The organism is Bacillus sp. FDAARGOS_235, assembly GCF_002073415.2.
Lineage (GTDB): Bacteria > Bacillota > Bacilli > Bacillales > Bacillaceae_G > Bacillus_A > Bacillus_A toyonensis.
This window is the reverse complement of sequence record NZ_CP020437.2, coordinates 3,811,492-3,828,942: the sequence shown is the minus strand read 5'-3', so window position 1 is coordinate 3,828,942 and position 17,451 is coordinate 3,811,492. Positions and strand designations below refer to the sequence as shown.

General features: G+C 35.6%; 20 protein-coding genes. 6 read left to right on the top strand and 14 right to left on the bottom strand.

Annotated features, from left to right (window positions below):
* Window positions 1–55: 55 nt before the first annotated feature.
* The 4 genes from A6J74_RS21915 to A6J74_RS29810 all read right to left on the bottom strand — a co-directional run bounded on the left by A6J74_RS21915 (window position 56) and on the right by A6J74_RS29810 (window position 4,450).
* Entirely contained in the window at window positions 56–832 is a 777-nt protein-coding gene (locus A6J74_RS21915; protein ID WP_000911298.1) for an enoyl-CoA hydratase, read from the bottom strand.
* A gap of 11 nt (window positions 833–843) precedes the next feature.
* Complete coding sequence (locus A6J74_RS21910; protein WP_000742218.1) at window positions 844–1,431, bottom strand: fatty acid metabolism transcriptional regulator FadR; 588 nt, start codon at window positions 1,429–1,431, stop codon at window positions 844–846.
* 106 nt (window positions 1,432–1,537) lie between these two features.
* Window positions 1,538–3,223, bottom strand: a complete 1,686-nt coding sequence (locus A6J74_RS21905) for a long-chain-fatty-acid--CoA ligase (RefSeq protein ID WP_000414726.1) — start codon at window positions 3,221–3,223, stop codon at window positions 1,538–1,540.
* 189 nt (window positions 3,224–3,412) lie between these two features.
* Window positions 3,413–4,450 carry a BclA C-terminal domain-containing protein gene (locus A6J74_RS29810; protein WP_080609586.1) on the bottom strand — a complete coding sequence of 346 codons (1,038 nt, stop codon included), beginning with the start codon at window positions 4,448–4,450 and terminating at the stop codon, window positions 3,413–3,415.
* A 356-nt stretch (window positions 4,451–4,806) separates the two neighbouring features.
* Between A6J74_RS29810 and A6J74_RS21895 the strand changes: the two genes are divergently transcribed.
* Both A6J74_RS21895 and fhuB read left to right on the top strand, forming a co-directional pair.
* Window positions 4,807–5,781 (top strand): ABC transporter substrate-binding protein, encoded by a 975-nt coding sequence (locus A6J74_RS21895; protein WP_000722816.1) that lies wholly within the window; start codon window positions 4,807–4,809, stop codon window positions 5,779–5,781.
* 7 nt (window positions 5,782–5,788) lie between these two features.
* Entirely contained in the window at window positions 5,789–7,825 is a 2,037-nt protein-coding gene (fhuB, locus tag A6J74_RS21890; protein WP_001087107.1) for a Fe(3+)-hydroxamate ABC transporter permease FhuB, read from the top strand.
* A 36-nt stretch (window positions 7,826–7,861) separates the two neighbouring features.
* Here the strand turns inward: fhuB and A6J74_RS21885 are convergent, their stop codons facing one another.
* Together A6J74_RS21885 and A6J74_RS21880 are read right to left on the bottom strand one after the other, a co-directional pair.
* Complete coding sequence (locus A6J74_RS21885) at window positions 7,862–8,530, bottom strand: hypothetical protein (RefSeq protein WP_001031135.1); 669 nt, start codon at window positions 8,528–8,530, stop codon at window positions 7,862–7,864.
* Window positions 8,527–9,078 carry a sigma-70 family RNA polymerase sigma factor gene (locus A6J74_RS21880; protein WP_002104560.1) on the bottom strand — a complete coding sequence of 184 codons (552 nt, stop codon included), beginning with the start codon at window positions 9,076–9,078 and terminating at the stop codon, window positions 8,527–8,529. Before A6J74_RS21880 ends, A6J74_RS21885 begins: the two co-directional genes overlap by 4 nt.
* A 185-nt stretch (window positions 9,079–9,263) precedes the next feature.
* Here A6J74_RS21880 and A6J74_RS21875 point away from each other — a divergent pair, with 185 nt between their 5' ends.
* Both A6J74_RS21875 and A6J74_RS21870 read left to right on the top strand, forming a co-directional pair.
* Entirely contained in the window at window positions 9,264–9,767 is a 504-nt protein-coding gene (locus A6J74_RS21875) for a DinB family protein (protein WP_000284958.1), read from the top strand.
* Window positions 9,768–9,904: 137 nt separating this feature from the next.
* Entirely contained in the window at window positions 9,905–10,237 is a 333-nt protein-coding gene (locus A6J74_RS21870) for a YfjL-like protein (protein WP_001093294.1), read from the top strand.
* A 63-nt stretch (window positions 10,238–10,300) separates the two neighbouring features.
* Here A6J74_RS21870 and A6J74_RS21865 read toward each other — a convergent pair whose 3' ends face one another.
* The 7 genes from A6J74_RS21865 to A6J74_RS21835 all read right to left on the bottom strand — a co-directional run bounded on the left by A6J74_RS21865 (window position 10,301) and on the right by A6J74_RS21835 (window position 15,498).
* Window positions 10,301–10,993, bottom strand: a complete 693-nt coding sequence (locus tag A6J74_RS21865; RefSeq protein WP_000945205.1) for an ABC transporter permease — start codon at window positions 10,991–10,993, stop codon at window positions 10,301–10,303.
* Window positions 10,994–11,017: 24 nt separating this feature from the next.
* Window positions 11,018–11,890 carry a DUF4097 family beta strand repeat-containing protein gene (locus A6J74_RS21860; RefSeq protein ID WP_000239296.1) on the bottom strand — a complete coding sequence of 291 codons (873 nt, stop codon included), beginning with the start codon at window positions 11,888–11,890 and terminating at the stop codon, window positions 11,018–11,020.
* Window positions 11,891–11,925: 35 nt separating this feature from the next.
* Entirely contained in the window at window positions 11,926–12,630 is a 705-nt protein-coding gene (locus A6J74_RS21855; protein WP_000475542.1) for an ABC transporter permease, read from the bottom strand.
* Between the two features lie 34 nt (window positions 12,631–12,664).
* Complete coding sequence (locus tag A6J74_RS30085; RefSeq protein WP_000931813.1) at window positions 12,665–12,826, bottom strand: hypothetical protein; 162 nt, start codon at window positions 12,824–12,826, stop codon at window positions 12,665–12,667.
* Window positions 12,819–13,742 (bottom strand): ABC transporter ATP-binding protein, encoded by a 924-nt coding sequence (locus tag A6J74_RS21845; protein WP_000221075.1) that lies wholly within the window; start codon window positions 13,740–13,742, stop codon window positions 12,819–12,821. Before A6J74_RS21845 ends, A6J74_RS30085 begins: the two co-directional genes overlap by 8 nt.
* A gap of 126 nt (window positions 13,743–13,868) precedes the next feature.
* Window positions 13,869–14,804, bottom strand: a complete 936-nt coding sequence (locus A6J74_RS21840) for a HAMP domain-containing histidine kinase (RefSeq protein ID WP_000183219.1) — start codon at window positions 14,802–14,804, stop codon at window positions 13,869–13,871.
* A gap of 1 nt (window position 14,805) precedes the next feature.
* The gene (locus tag A6J74_RS21835; RefSeq protein ID WP_000018042.1) at window positions 14,806–15,498 is read right to left on the bottom strand and encodes a response regulator transcription factor; all 693 of its coding nucleotides are present in this window, start codon (window positions 15,496–15,498) and stop codon (window positions 14,806–14,808) included.
* A gap of 168 nt (window positions 15,499–15,666) precedes the next feature.
* Here A6J74_RS21835 and A6J74_RS30080 point away from each other — a divergent pair, with 168 nt between their 5' ends.
* Together A6J74_RS30080 and A6J74_RS21825 are read left to right on the top strand one after the other, a co-directional pair.
* Window positions 15,667–15,840 (top strand): hypothetical protein, encoded by a 174-nt coding sequence (locus A6J74_RS30080; protein WP_001293579.1) that lies wholly within the window; start codon window positions 15,667–15,669, stop codon window positions 15,838–15,840.
* Window positions 15,841–16,035, top strand: a complete 195-nt coding sequence (locus tag A6J74_RS21825; RefSeq protein ID WP_001014310.1) for a YwbE family protein — start codon at window positions 15,841–15,843, stop codon at window positions 16,033–16,035.
* A 39-nt stretch (window positions 16,036–16,074) separates the two neighbouring features.
* Here the strand turns inward: A6J74_RS21825 and A6J74_RS21820 are convergent, their stop codons facing one another.
* A complete protein-coding gene (locus A6J74_RS21820) occupies window positions 16,075–17,274 on the bottom strand; it encodes a class I SAM-dependent rRNA methyltransferase (RefSeq protein WP_001255939.1) in 1,200 nt (399 codons plus the stop codon).
* Window positions 17,275–17,451 lie beyond the last annotated feature (177 nt).

Genomic DNA, 17,451 nt, shown 5'->3' with positions numbered 1-17,451 from the left:
GAAAGATTCTATCAATTTTAAAATTCTGTTAATTTATATTAAAAAAATAATTGAACTACCTACCACTAAACGAAGGCTTACGTTTTTCTAAAAACGCTGCTACACCTTCTCTTCCATCTTCACTCGTAAATACTTCACCGAAGATTTGAGCTTCGCGCTGTACACCTTCGTAATAATGAGACGATTTTGTCGTTTGCAATAACTCTAACACAGCACGAGTTGTTGCTAGACTTTTTCCAGCAATTTGTTTTGCAACTTTAAGTGTATCGTCTAAAAGTGTTTCTTCAGAAAACACTCCGTTAACAAGTCCCCATTTTAATGCTTCTGCACCAGTAATTGGTGTACTCGTTAACATCATTTCACAAGCTTTCGCTTTCCCAACATAACGTGGTAAGCGCTGTGTACCTGCAAAACCAGGAATTAATCCAAGTGTTAATTCAGGTAAACCAAGTTTTGCACTTTCAGTTACAAAGCGCATGTGGCAAGACATAGCAAACTCAAGGCCGCCGCCAAGTGCCGCTCCATGAATTGCCGCGATAACTGGTTTTGAACATTTTTCAACACGCTCAAATGTAACTTGTCCAAGCTGTGCTAATTCTGTCGCTTGCTTCGCTTCAGTAACAGATGTAAATTCTTTAATATCTGCTCCAGCTGAGAAGAAGCGCCCTTCACCGTGAATAACAACAACACGAATGTTATCATCCTTCTCCACTTGATCAATTAACTCAGTAACGTCATGCATAACTTGTGAAGACATCGCATTCGCTGGCCCGTGATTTAACGTCGCCACCGCAATATGGTCTTCAACTCTTACAGATAGGAATTTCAACATGATCCCTCCCATTATTGACGATAACCACAAGCCGCAATAAGTAGCCCATGTACCGTTTTTGAAAGTGCGACCAGATCATACTTATGATCGCTCATTACCCAATTGGTCACAACTTCATCTACTGTTCCAAAGATCATTTGTCTTGCCACACGAACATTTAAGTCCGCCTGAAACTCACCTTGCTTTATACCTGTCTCTAAAATTTCATCCATAACTTGTAAGTAGCCTTTTAATACTTCATTTATTTTAAGGCGCAAGTCTTGATTGGACTGTCTTAGCTCTAATTGCGTAACGATAGCAAGAGGATCATTTTGTGATAACAGCAAGAAGTGCGTTTCTACCAACATGAATAACTTCGCTACAGCGCTTTCAATTCCTGCTGTTTTTTGACGAATTGTTTCAACAAATTCTCCCATCTTCTCTTGGAATAAGGATATTAATATATCTTCTTTATTTTTAAAATATAAATAAATCGTGCCATCAGCTACCCCAGCTTGCTTTGCAATTTTAGAAACTTGCGCTTGATGGTATCCATTCTCTGCAATCACAATGACTGCCGCATCAATAATTTGATTGTATTTCGGTCTATTTTTCTTCACTTTACTGTCCCCTTCAAGAAGATGACTGAATGAATAGTCATTCATATTCTTATAATACTGACTATTTAGAAAAGTGTCAATCCTATTTTTTCAAAAAGAAAGGGCCTTAGCCCGTTTGCTCATCCTCATTCTTTCTCTTCTCTTCATCTATTAGGACGCGGCGCAAAATTTTCCCTACTGTCGTTTTCGGCAATTCATCTCTAAACTCGTATACTTTCGGTACTTTATAAGCCGCTAAATATTTACGTGCAAACTGATCTAATTCCTCTTCAGAACATTCAGCGCCTTCTTTCAAAACAACAAATGCTTTTACAGTTTCCCCTCTGTACGGATCAGGAACACCGATCGTCACTACTTCTTGCACCTTTTCGTGTTCATATAACACTTCTTCTACTTCACGAGGATATACGTTAAAACCGCTAGCAACAATCATATCTTTCTTACGATCTTTCACATAGAAAAAGCCATCCTCATCCATGTATCCTACATCACCTGTATGAAGCCAGCCATCTTGCAATACAGCCGCCGTTTCTTCTGGCTTATTCCAATACCCTTTCATAATTTGTGGGCCTTTAACAACTATTTCACCGATTTCACCTGGAGGTAATGCCTCTCCTGTTTCAAGTGACATGATGATTGACTCCGTATCTGGCCACGGTACCCCAATACTTCCTGGCACACGTTTTTCCCACAAGAAATTCCCATGTGTAACGGGTGATGACTCCGTTAATCCATAACCTTCTACCAGTTTACCACCTGTAACGCTCTCAAACTCCTCCTGTACTTCTACAGGAAGCGGTGCAGAGCCACTAATACAAGCCTGAATAGAAGAAATATCATATTCTTTTAAAAGAGGGCTATTTAATAGAGCAATATAAATGGTCGGCGCTCCTGGAAATAGTGTAACTTTATGTTTTTTAATTGCTTCAAAAACCATTTTCATATCAAACTTCGGAATAAGCACCATTTTATACCCTTGCATAATACTTAAATTCATTACAGCTGTCATTCCGTATACATGAAAAAACGGAAGGACACCAAGGATCACTTCTTCTCCCTCTTTACAATTATATAACCAATGTGCTCCCATTAAAGTGTTCGAAACGAGGTTTTTATGCGTCAGCATAACCCCTTTTGGAAATCCTGTCGTTCCCCCCGTATACTGCAAAAGAGCTAGATCATTTTCAGGATCACAGGGAACCTCAACATCAGCAGTACTTTCCCTTTCTACTGATTTCCATAGATGAATCGTTTCGCTTTCCGACACATTCACAACAAGATTCGCCTGCTTTTTTTGTACAAATGGATAAAGTAAATTTTTAGGGAATGGTAAGAAATCTGCAATACGAGTTACGATAATGTGCTCCAGCTTTGTGGCATTTTGAACATTAGTAACTCTCGGAAACACTAAATCAAGGCAAAGAATGACTTTTGCCCCAGAGTCATGAAGTTGGTACTCAAGCTCTCTTTCTGTATAAAGAGGATTCGTTTGTACGACAATCCCCCCGGCAAGCAAAGTACCATAATAACCGATTACAGATTGCGGACAATTCGGCAACATAATTGCAACTCTATCTCCCTTTTCAACACCAAGACTTTGCAGATAATTCGCAAACTTCTTTACCTTGTCATGGAAATCTGAAAATGTAACATCTTTACCTAAAAAATGAAGCGCTTTCTTTTCTGGATAACGAGAAGCTATTTTCTCTAAATATCCATGAAGTGGCTGAATATCATAAGAAATAGTACTAGGAATTTCCTCTGGATAACTTTTTAACCAAGGTTTTTCCACCTTCATTCCCCCTTCAAATACATAAAAAATAAATGAATGTTCATTCATGATAGTTGTTTTCATTATATTATAGTCATAACAACGTTACAATCATAATATTCTGACTTTTATATAACTATGCCTTACCTCATTAACTTCTTATTATATGTACAAACTCTCTTACTCTTAAAAGAGTAAGAGAGTTATTATTTAACTTAGTCTTATAATTGTTAATACCGCTCCTGGAGTAGTCGTTGATAACGTCGCAACAGCTAACAAGCCAAATAATTGCAAACTAATTGCACTCCCCGCCGCAAGAGTCGTAATAATTGTTGCACTAAACGATGTGGTTGCTACTGCAGGGGAATTGATCGTCCCAGCAAGCGGTGCACCATTAATTGTAATTCGCGAACTGACTAATAATGAAGCCGTTATATTAATCGAATATGAAATATAATAATTCCCTGCATTTGCAGCCGTAAATACTGTGTTCCCCCCAGACACTGTAATACCTGGACCGATATTCTGATTGTTTGGAAGCGGGACATTTGTTCCACCAAGTAGTACCGATATTGCTGTACCCGACGTATTATTTGCAAATGCGTATGTTGCCGTTATACTTGTGCCGGTTGCTCCTGTTGGGCCTGTATCACCGGTTGCCCCCGTTGGACCTGTTATTCCTGTCGCTCCTGTTGGACCCGTTGCTCCCGTTGCTCCTGTTGAACCTGTCGCTCCTGTTGGACCCGTTGCTCCTGTTATTCCTGTCGCTCCTGTTGAACCGGTTGCCCCCGTTGGACCTGTTGCTCCTGTTATTCCTGTCACTCCTGTTGGACCCGTTGCTCCTGTTGAACCTGTCGCTCCTGTTGGACCCGTTGCTCCTGTTATTCCTGTCGCTCCTGTTGGACCTGTTGCTCCTGTTATTCCTGTCGCTCCTGTTATTCCTGTCGCTCCTGTTGGACCTGTTGCTCCCGTTGCTCCCGTCGGACCCGTTGCTCCTGTTGAACCTGTTGCTCCCGTCGAACCCGTTGCTCCTGTTGAACCTGTTGCTCCCGTCGAACCCGTTGCTCCTGTTGAACCTGTTGCTCCTGTTGAACCTGTTGCTCCTGTTGAACCTGTTGGACCTGTTGGACCTGTTGGACCAAGCTTAGGTACTGTCCCATCGCAACTAAAACAACATGAATCAACATGTACACCATTTTGATTATTACACCCACAATATCCATTTGTATTATTGAGCCATGAAGACATGTTGATCCCTTCCTTCAAATTCAATCTTTTCAGTACAAACAACGAATTATAAAACAACTATCCAATAATAAAGAAATACTTTATTCCGTACATTCTAATAATTATTACATGCGACACCCTTCCCTTTTGCTTGTACATTCGCCTTCCTGCTTAAACGAAATTCCTTTTCTGCATTTTCATATACATATAGATTTCAACCTCACATATTGAAATCTGTATAATTCGTTATTTTTCGTCAAAATTTTAAAAATATATTGACACTTAAAATATCATCATAGTATGATTTGGATGTTGTAATTGATAACGATTTTCAATATCGTACATTGCAAATTAAATAATTTATTTGGGGGCAGAAGATGAAGAAAATTCTCAGTATTTTCATAGTAATTCTTCTATTCGCTGTTGGATGCGGACAGCAAAAAGAGGAGAAAAAGGAAACAAAAGCGGACAATAAAAATCAAGCTATAACAATTAAACACGCTGAAGGGGAAACGAAGTTAAATAAACCAGCGAAAAAAGTTGTTGTACTTGAGTGGGTATATTCAGAAGACTTATTAGCACTTGGTGTTCAGCCAGTAGGGATGGCAGACATTAAGAATTATAATAAATGGGTAAATACAAAAACAAAACCGAGTAAAGATGTTGTAGATGTAGGGACACGTCAACAACCAAACTTAGAAGAAATTAGCCGTCTAAAACCAGATTTAATTATCACAGCATCATTCCGTGGTAAAGCAATTAAAAACGAATTAGAGCAAATTGCTCCTACAGTTATGTTCGATCCATCAACTAGCAACAACGATCACTTTGCTGAAATGACAGAAACATTTAAACAAATTGCAAAAGCTGTTGGAAAAGAAGAAGAAGGTAAAAAAGTATTAGCTGATATGGATAAAACATTTGCTGATGCAAAAGCAAAAATTGACAAAGCAGGCTTAAAAGATAAAAACATCGCAATGGCACAAGCATTTACTGCTAAAAACGTGCCAACATTCCGCATCTTAACTGACAATTCTACAGCTTTACAAGTTACAAAAAAATTAGGTTTAACAAACACTTTTGAAGCAGGTAAATCAGAGGCAGATGGTTTCAAACAAACAACTGTAGAATCATTACAAAGTGTACAAGATTCAAACTTCATTTACATTGTAGCGGATGAAGATAACATTTTTGACACTCAACTAAAAGGCAATCCTGCTTGGGAAGAATTAAAGTTCAAAAAAGAAAACAAAATGTATAAATTAAAAGGCGACACTTGGATTTTCGGTGGTCCTGAGTCTGCAAAATCTTTAGCAACACAAGTAGCAGATGTAATGACAGCGAAGAAGTGATTACACGATGAATAGCTTACAACATACACTTCGAGCAAGTCTTGTATTCGGAGGAGGAGCAGCTCTCTTGCTCCTCCTTTTCTTTATTCATATCGGACAAGGTCAAGCAAATATTTCCTATAGTATGATTATCGATGCTCTTATCTCACCGAACCAATCACTAGAGCACCAAACTTTAATCATGCTTCGATTACCTAGAGCCGTAATTGCTATTTTAGCTGGAGGTGCTCTTGCTGCATCTGGGGTCATTTTGCAAACATTAACAAAAAACCCACTTGCTGAATCAAGTACAATGGGAATTCACTCTGGCGCATATTTCTTTCTAGTAGCGGCTACAATTTTCTTACCGAAAGGTCTGCAAATTAACTCACTTCTTTTCACATTTATCGGTGGTGCTATTACTGCTTTATTTGTATACCGTATTTCTGGTGGGAAAAAGGGAACCCCACTTAGAATGGCACTAGCTGGGATGGTCGTTACATTAATGCTTTCTGCTTTTACTGGAACGATGCAGCTTTTCTATGAAAATGAAACGGCTGGTTTATTTTTATGGGGAGCTGGCTCTCTTATCCAAAATAACTGGGATGGCGTTCAATTTGCTTTTCCATTTATCATTATTTCTTTCCTAGTTTTACTATTTATGTCTCGTAAACTCAACATCCTCTTACTTGGTGACGATGTTGCTGTTTCTCTTGGTGAAAAAACAGCAGTAACACGTCTTATCACCTTCATTGCTGCAATCTTTTTAACAGCAGTAATTGTCACTGTCGTTGGACCGATTGGGTTTGTTGGCTTAGTTGCACCACACTTAATGCGCCTTATTGGTTACCGGCAACACTTTACTCTTCTTCTTTCCTCATTCTTATGGGGAGCAGTATTATTACTGGGGGCAGATGTCGTCGGTAGATTAATAGATCCAACTGGTGCAGAACTTCCTGTTGGATCAGTCACAGCAATGATTGGGTCACCTTGGCTTATTTATTTAGTGTATCGTATGATGAAGTCGAAACAATATATGAATGATAACGGTGCGAATGCAGCTGGAGCTAGTTCCCGCTATTACTCTTATAAAAAGGTAATCATCATATCTATCACGCTTTGTATTGTGACGATTGCTCTTGGTGTTACAATCGGTAGTAATGCTTATATCGAAAGCATTACAAATGTTATAACAGGGCAATTAACGCAATTTGATAAAAATATGATGATGAACCTTCGTTTACCAAGAATGCTCGTTGCCGCTATTGCTGGCGCATGCCTTGCAATAAGTGGGCTTGTCTTCCAAGGAATATTACGAAACCCACTTGCCGACCCTTCGATTATTGGTATTTCGTCTGGAGCAGGTGTCGGTGCTTTAACTATTATGTATGTTTTCCCTGCACTTCCAGGTTTCTTCCTACCAATTGGTGCATTTATCGGCGGACTACTTGCAGTTGGAATTGTCCTCTTCTTCTCATGGAAAGCAGGATTTAGTCCAACAGCTCTTGCTTTAATAGGGATTGGTATTTCGGCTCTCGGCTCAGCAGTTATTCAAATCTTTATCGTTAGAGCGAATTTGAATGTTGCTGCTGCTTTAACATGGCTATCAGGCAGTACGTATGCAAGAGGATGGAATCACTTAGAAAATATCATTCTATATCCATCACTTATTCTTATACCAATTATCTTTTTCTTAATGAAACAACTTGATGTCCTTGTACTTGGAGACGATTTAGCAACTGGACTCGGACAGCCTGTAAATAAAACGCGTCTTGCTCTAATTGTACTAGCGACACTTCTTGCATCTATAAATATCGCGGCTGTCGGTACAATCGCCTTTTTAGGCCTTGTCGCTCCTCACTTAGCAAGAATTGTTGTTGGTATGAATCATCAAAGATTATTCGTTTGTTCCGCTCTGTTTGGAGCAATCCTTCTTTCTGTTGCTGACTTACTTGGACGTACAATCGCATATCCGAAAGAAATTCCCTCTGGCCTTGTCGTTGCTGTACTTGGGGCACCTTATTTCTTATGGTTGATGAGGAAGAGTGGGGAGAATGTTAATTAAAAGACGGCTTCATATATATGAAGCCGTCTTTTCCTATTATGGCATAAAATTAATATAAGCTTTGTACAGAATATATATAACAAGTGCATACATGATTATATTGAATACACTTCGTTTTAAAGTTAACTTTCTCTTTAATTTCTTATCCTGTAATTTTAGTTCTATTCCATTTGCTACTTTCAGTCTACCTACTATTTGAAATAACTCTCTGTAATCATCAGCATTTCCCAATAATACGTACTCCTTATCATTTTTATACTTTATATGTAGAAATTCACTCCCACCTTTACGGTCTAATATTGTTCTCATAGAAGCTATTTCATTTAATACACATACTTTTATATCAACTTCATTATAATAACGATCCACAAAAAATACATACAACCGTTTATTTGTAACGATTAGCACATTATTAATACCGAAGTTCATCGCAAGAACGCCTACCCCTAATGTCATGGCTGTGCCTGTCTGCCAATTTTTCACACGAGAATTTTCGACAAGCATACTATATAAAATCTCTTCGCTTCCCTGTAACTCTTCTTGTACAACCTCATAACAACGTTTCATTAAAATTGTTTTTGTTACAACTTCTTTTGTACGATTTATTTTCTTTTTATCTATTTTCTCATCATTTCTATAATCATCTACAAAATTATCGCTATACTGCAAGTTATTTAATTCCTGAAGTAACTTTTCTTTATTCATTTCTTTCCCCCCCCCAACAGCTTCTTCAATTTCTTTCTCCCTCTTGAAAGCCTGCTATATACCGTATCTCGTGTCATACCGAATTCAAGCGCTATTTCTTGTACGCTATATTCATCTAAATACCTTTTTATAAAAATTTCCTTATCTTCTTCATTCAATTCTTTAATTAAAACGTAAAAATTATAATCTCGCTCTTCTTTTGTTAAATTGACATTTTTTCTATCTTCATATATTTCTTGCTGAAGCTCTTGTAATTGATAAGCCTTATTACTTTTTCGTTTATAATCAATAGCTTTAAACTTAGCGACAGATATAAGCCAGTTTCTAAACTTCCCACGATTTTCATCATAACTACTAATGTTGTACCAAACGATTAATAAAATATCGTCAACACATTCGTCCACTAATACCTTGCTCTGTGCCGTATCTAAAACACTATGAACCACCTTATAAATTAAATCCCCATATCGATCAATTGCTGTATGTAATGCTAACATGTCTTGTTTTCGAAGACCTTCTACTATTTCTATATCCTTCACCCTTATCACCACTCTTTATCCCATTCTTTATTCATTATATATACGAATGAACACATTCGTTTCCTGACACTTTTACAAATATTTTCTAATTATTTTCATATTGTAGCAAATACTTAATTAATTATTTCTTGTGGAACAGGGATTATATTATCTCTCACGAATTTAATCTATGAACAAAAATAGGAGGGATAACAATGTACCAAACAATTGAAGGCTTCTTTCAATCATGGACATACGAAGCAGAGTCTACTCAGAAAATGCTTAATTCATTAACCGATGCATCTTTATCACAAGAAATTGCGCCTGGGCATTGGACATTAGGAAGAGTTGCTTGGCATATCGTAACGGCAATTCCTGTTATACTATCTGGCACAGGCCTAAAGTTTGAAGGAGAAACGAAAGATTATCCTGTTCCAACTTCTGCAAAAAAAATTGCAAATGAATACCATAAAGTGAATGCAGCTTTCGTTGAAGCACTTCAAAGCGAATGGAATGATAAAGATTTAGCAACTATTAATGATTTCTTTGGTCGTCCTATGCCGAATTCTATATTTTTAATGACACTTATTAATCATCAAAATCACCACCGCGGACAAATGACGGTTTTAATGAGGCAAGCTGGCTTAACAGTTCCTGGCGTATATGGTCCTGCAAAAGAAGAATGGGCTGCCGCTGGAATGGAAGTTCCTAAAATGTAAAAACAAAAAAAGACAAGGTATTTACACATCTTGTCTTTTTCTGTAACTTGTTTCATGTGAAACTATTTTTTCTAAATGGTTGTTTTATGGAAAAGATAGATTAAAATGAATACATATTACGAAGAGGAGTAACCAAATTGAATACAAAAAATAAAAAAATAGCTATGGGAACTATTTTACTAACTTCTATTATTGGAGTGATTAGTGTATCTCTTTATTTCACCTATTATGGTACCCCTTGGGGAAAACAAGCAGCAATTACGGAATCAAAAGAATATATTACAAAATATTTTAATCTAGATGCAGAAGTCAAAAACACTTCTTACGATGCTAAAATGAATAGCTATGCAATCGCCTTTGAAACAAGTCGAGACGGAGAGTTTACTATCGAATATAAAAGTCCTAATAACTTTAACATTTCTCCAGGAGTTCAAGCGTATTTAAGCAAACACTCCAAATTTACAGAGTAGTAACGATGCATACATATACAAAAAAGAGTTGGTTTAACGCCAACTCTTTTTTATTTATTCTTGTCAGACTGTTATATCTTCCTTCTCTATATTTTTAATTCCGTAATATGCAATTGCAACTCCAATTGTTGCCAATGCTAGTTGAAGGGGAAGAAAAGTCGCTACAGAAAACGTAGTGCTATTCATTGCAATTGATACAACGATAAGGGATGAAACAATTGTAGTTGGCACTGAACGTTTACGCATTCCGAAATATAGTGGGATTAAACTTATTCCCGCAGTTGCAACGGCTAAAGGAACAAGGTTTATCCCTTCTTGCTTCAATTGATCTATTGTGAATGAATTAGGAAGAATTGAAAAATAGCTATCTATCCCAAAGAAAACTCCTACTACTAAAATGTTAGATACAATAACTGTTATAAATGTTAATATTGCTGTAATAACCAACTTACTAATCATCATTTTCTTCCGATTAATAGGATAAGAAAACATAAGTAGTATTGTTTTGTTTTTATATTCACCAATTATTAACCTTGCGATTAACACACTACCAAAAATAATAAATGTTGCTCTTACTAATGTACTAGCCATTAACAAAACCATCTGTGGATCTCTCATTTCTGGATCTCCTTCTATTTGAGAAACGATGCTCGTAAAAATCAGTAATGCCAGTATAGCGATATTTGCAATAATCGCTCTCCTTACATACCATCCAAGCTTAAACTTCTTCATTTCTAGCTTCATAAGACGTAGCATAATAGTCCTCCTTTCATTTATATTTTAATCGATATAAATTACCCCTGTCTTACTTAAAATCTCCACTTTGTTTTTTGCATCACCAATGGTTCCTACTTTTATTTTTTCTGTACTTTTATCTTTCTTAAATCCTTTTAAATCCACTATTACGTCAGCCGAATTACTTTTAGCCATAAGCTTCAATGATGCCGGGACACCTTTATACCGTACGCCAATATCCCCTGATTTTGTTTCTACAAATAATGATTTTCCTTCTGTCATATCTTTCAGTAATACTTCCCCAGATGTTGAAGTAATGTTCATATTTTCGTTTTTTACATTTTTTACATAATTATCACCAGTAGTGGAAGTTATATTTACTTCTTGTAATGAACTATCTTTTAACATTAAATCCCCGCTTTCGGATGTAAATTCACCCTTCTCTGCCGATAGTCCTGTAATCATTCCATCTCCAGATTTGCCTCTTGTCACGATGCTTTTTACTACTATATCGTTTATTTTCACATCACCCGATTTATTATTTAATACAATTTTATCTATTTCTTTCTTCGGAATAGCTATAGATATACTATTTTTCTTCCGAAACGTAAAACCATAAAAAAATCTGTTCACCTTTTGTTTTTGCTTAATCACAAGTTTATTTTCATCATTTTCTATTTTGACGGGATCTATCTCTTTATCTGCTTGTTCACCTTGAGCGGAAATTACTATTTTATTAGCGTCTGTACTTTTAAATTCAAGATTCCAGTTTTCAATGTCTACTTCTATTGCTTTTATATTATTTATCTCAAAAGACTTTTCTTTCTTAAAATCTTTCCCCTGAAATACCTTAATACCAAAAACTACACTAGCAATTGTAATGAATAATATTGCAATTACTATTATTTTTTTCACCATTCATACCCCAGTTCGTTTTTTGTTTTAAGCTTGCTTCACGCCACATCGATCTTGTCGATTTTACGAAACGATAGATAACTAATGAAAATTCCTAATAAACAGAGCACGATTGGGATAGCTATAAAATCAAACATACTTACTTGACCGTTTCCAGGACCAAAGTTACCACTAATCAGCATACCAATTATTACTGCCGAAGTAATCGTTGTCGGTGTCGATTTCTTTCTCATTCCAAAAAACAAAGGAATTAAACTTATACCAGATATCATAAATGCACTTATAATAGTACCTGGAACGATAGCTATTATTTCACCTATCGTAGCAGGTGTTTCAATCAGTCCCATCATTGGACTCACAAAATATACGAGCAAACTAATAATGAAAGTCGCGATAATGGTACTCACAAAACAAAAACAAAAAACAATTGTTAATTTCGCACTCATTAGCATTTTCCTTTGAAGCGGATACATAAATGATAGTTGTATCGTTTTATTCTTATACTCATCAATTACTAAACGTGATAAAATGACCGAACTAAAAATAATGAATGTTATCCTAATAAAAATATTTACTAAAGCCATATTCTGTGTGAAGTCAGAGAAGAGCATGTCTTCCTCGGCTTTCATTCCCAATGCCATAAGGCTTACTGCAGCGAAAATTGCTATAATACAAATTGCTACACTTTTAAAGTAACTAGATAATTTATGTTTCTTCCATTCGAGCTTCATTAATTTAAACATATAAATTACGCCTCCATTCTTTATATACCTGTCTCTACGCTGCTAACATTCTAATTCCAGCAGTAACGAAGCTTAACATTCCTATCACTAGTACAATGAACAACCATTTCCGCTCTGGTTTTCTATAATATAAAATTCCACTTATTAGCATTACGATAAATCCACTTACCAGGTTCAGCCACAGTCCATTAAGCATGAATACCCTCTCCATCCATTACATTTAAGAAATATTCTTCTAAGGAACTATGTTTCTTATTAATACTTTCAATTTCCACATCGTTCATAATAAGTGCTTTTGAAATGGCCTGCTGAGACGCTGACGTATCATACACACGAATCATGGTTCCACTCATTATTTTGTAGTTTTTTATACCAAGTTTATCTTCTAAAATATAAGCTGCACGTTTCACATCAGGAACAGTGATTTCAATGTACTCTGTTTGTTTTCCGTTAATACTCTTCATTGAAACTTCTTTTATTAGTTTTCCATTTTGAATCACACCAATTGTATCCGCCATTAGTTCCATCTCACCTAAAATATGACTAGAAACTAATAATGTAATACCGTATTCTTTGCAGAGCATTTTAAATAAGTCTCGTAACTCTTTAATACCAATTGGATCTAAACCGTTAATTGGTTCATCTAAAATGAGCAATTCTGGCTTTGTCACGATTGCCCTTGCAATACCGAGTCGTTGTTTCATCCCTAATGAAAAATCTTTTATTTTTTTATTGTCTATGCCGTGTAGTTTCACTAAATGTAAAGCATGATCAATGCCGTTTTTATCGTAATAGCCCATATATTCACAATGTAATTCTAGGTTTTCCTTCGCCGTTAATTTATCATAAAAGATTGGATATTCGATAATTGTTCCCATTCTTTTTAATACTTCATAAGATGTGTCTGTTAACTTCTCACCGAAAATTTCAATATCGCCGCTCGTCGGTTTTATTAAATTTGCAATCATTTTCATAATTGTTGTTTTACCAGCACCATTCGGTCCTAAGAAACCGTATATCTCTCCTTTTTTCACATGCATGTTAACGCTAGAAATAACTTCTTTTCCTTTAAACACTTTCGTTAACTGGTTCGTTTTTAATATATATGTCATGTCATTTTCCCCTTTCGCGCTGCTCTATATTTCTATAATAGACAACGGAAATCTCTTTTTTCTTACTCGTTCCTTACAAATTCCTTACGCTGAAAAAAAAGCTTGTAGAATTTACTTCTCTACAAGCTAAAACTTCATCTTTGTTAATACAACTGTAAAAATCGTTTTTTCATATGGCTTACTAGAAAGATGAATCTTTCCATCCATCGCTTCCACAAGCCTTTTCGTAATCGTTAATCCCAGGCCGCTTCCTTGGTACAATTTATTTCTTGAGTCTTCAAGTGTATACATACGCTCAAACACTTTATCAATATGAGATTCATCAATTCCTTTTCCTTTATCCCATACGTCTATATACACACTCGTTTCATCATCTCTTAACGTCATACCGAGTGTCTTTCCAGCCTCTCCATATGTAATTGCATTTGATATTAAATTATTTAACACTCTGCCTAATACTTCTGTATTTCCAAGTGCATATATATTTCTTTCAGGTATATCAATATGAACATGAAATCCTTTCGTCGTCACTAAATCATAAAAAGATAAAATCTTCTCGCGGCAAACTTCATTCATATTTACTTTTGTTATCTCTATTGCCTTGTCACCAGATTCTAATTTTGCTAAATCAAAGAACTTATGAATTAGTTCCATCACTTCCAGCGTTTTTATATGAACCTTTTCAAGTAATATTTTCTGTTCTTCTTCATTTATCGTTTTATCCTCATTTAACATTTCTGTATATCCAAGAATAACTGTTAGTGGTGTTTTCAAGTCATGCGAAATATTTGAAAGCATTTTTCTCATCGAAATTTCTACTTTTGCATGATCTGCATTCGTTTTCTGTTTTGCATCTAATAATTGATTAATTGCCACTAATAATTTTTGCAATTCTAGATCATCTGTCATAACGAGTAACGTCTCGCCTGTTTTTTCATTTACAATACTTTCTAATTTTTCATATGTGTATCGTAAGTTTTTGCTACTATTTTTTCTCATCTTATATTGTATGTAAATGATACATAACAATATAAAAATAATGCCCATTAACAGATTGGTCATATTACATCACTTCCAACTTATAGCCGATGCCCCATAACGTTTTAATATATTCTGGATTAGATGGATCACTTTCAATTTTCTCACGCAATCTTCTCATATGAACATTAATAACGTTATCATCACCGTAATACTCTTCATTCCAAACTAACGTATAGATTTGTGCTTTTGTAAATACACGATTTTGATTCTTTACGAACAGTTTTAAAATCTCAAATTCTTTTAAAGTAAGTTTGAGAGGGTTCCCGTTTTTTTCTACAGTAAAATTAATTGGATCGATTGTTAAATCACCAATCTGAATCATCTTTTCTGTTGTTTCCGTAGTCGAATATTTTGTAGACCTCCGAATACCCGCTTTTACACGTGCAGCTAATTCAATCATAGAAAATGGCTTACAAATGTAATCATCTGCCCCAAGTCCTAATCCAACAGCTTTATCAACATCTGTATCTTTTGCTGACATCATTAAAATTGGAACGGCACTTTTTTCTCGAATGATTCGTACAACCTCTAAGCCATCTAGCTTTGGCATCATAATGTCGAGGATAATCAAATCAAATGAACCTTTTAAATATGTATTTACTCCCTTTTCTCCATCAGACGCGATTGTAACTTGAAAGCCCTCTTTTATTAAATACTTTTCCACCATCTCTTGAATTGAGATATCATCTTCAACTAATAAAATATGATGTGACATATGTCTATCCCCTTTTTACAAACGTTAACAATTCAATTGTATCGTAACTACTACAGACTGGAAACAATTATATGAATTTTCAAACCAACTTCCCTTCCTTCCTTAACAATGATATGATGAAATTCACTACGATTGTTCATAATTAACTTTATATAAAGGAGACTTATCATGTCAGAGAATAAAAAAGTAAGCTTAGCTGATTTAATGCGCGAACAACTTGCTAAGAAAAAGCAAGGAAATGGAAATGGCCAAAATGCAAAAAGTCAAAGCCAAGAAACGAAAAAATTACAAAACCAACAAACGAAAAAAACAAACAACCAACGTAGACGTACAGGTGTATAAATGAACGGACAAAAACGTTCTAATATCGCACCCGGTCTTGAAGTTGATATTGTATTAAAACAAGATCAACGAACAGGCAAATTAACACGTGGAATTGTAAAAGATATTTTAACAAACTCCCCTTCCCATCCGCATGGCATTAAAGTGCGATTGCAGGACGGGCAAGTCGGTAGAGTACAAAATATCGTTCAATAAGAAAAGGAGCTCAAGTAAACCCGAGCTCCTTTTTCTTTATTAGCCTTTAATTTTTTCGATGAAAACTACTTTTAAGTAGTCTCCCTCTTTAAATTGATCAATTGTACGAAAATCTTCTGGTAAAGAATGTTCTTCTAATATTTTGTATTTACCGTTCATTTCTTTAAATGCAGTATCGATAAAGCCTTTAAACTTTTTCATATCAAATGCGCTACAATTTGTAGAAGCAACGATAATACCGTTATTTTCTGTAATCGCGATCGTTTCTTTTAATAAGTTTTTATAATCTTTCGCTGCGCTAAATGTATACTTTTTAGAACGTGCAAAGCTTGGAGGATCTAATACAACCATATCGAACTTCATTTTTTTCTTCGCAGCATATTTAAAGTAAAGGAATACATCTTCTACAATAATATCTTGTGCTTCGTAATCAATTTCGTTGACACTAAATTGTTCAATCGTTTTACTTAAACTACGATTTGCAAGGTCCACACTCGTTGTTTTAGTCGCTCCACCAAGTGCTGCAAATACAGAGAAAGCACCTGTATAAGAGAACATATTTAACACAGTTCTTCCTTGTGCATATGTATCACGAATTTGTTTTCGAACGTTACGCTGATCTAAAAATACACCAACCATTGCTCCGTCATTTAAATAAACCGCAAAGTTCACACCATTCTCTTTTACGATAAGTGGGAACTCACCGCGCTCTCCTGCTACGAAATCATCGCCTTCAATGTATTTCCCTTTCGTATCAAAACGCTTTTTCTCATAAATACCTTTAAAGTTTGCTACTTTTTGAAGCCCCGCTATGATTTCATCTCTAAAAGTATAAATCCCTTCACTATACCAGCTCACTACGTAATAACCGTCATAATAATCGATGATTAAGCCGCCAAGACCATCACCTTCACCATTTAGGACACGGAATGCTGTCGTATCATTTGATTTGTAAAACTGTTTTCGTTTATGTAAGGCAGATTTGATTTTATTTTCAAAGAAAGATTGATTAATTTGTTCACTCTCTTTTCTCGTTAAAATCCAGCCGTATCCTTTATTTTGTTTTCCATAATAGCCTTTTCCGATAAATTGGTTCTTCTCATCTACTACTTTGATGATTGTCCCTTCTTCACGAATATCGTTTAAATTTTGAATTGCATCTTTTAAAATAAGCGGATATCCACTTTTAATTTCTTTTATAAATTTCGGTTTTATTTTTATAGTTACTTCAGATCGCATGTAATGTCTTCCTTTCCATTTGAATGCTTTCTATTAGTAGGAAGCATGTAAAAAACGAGGCCGAAAAACAGCCTCGTTTCACTATACCATATTATCGCTTTGCTAGTACAACCCGCTCAGCCTTACACCTAATCGCAATATATTTACTAACTTATGAAATAAACATCATACTTTCAA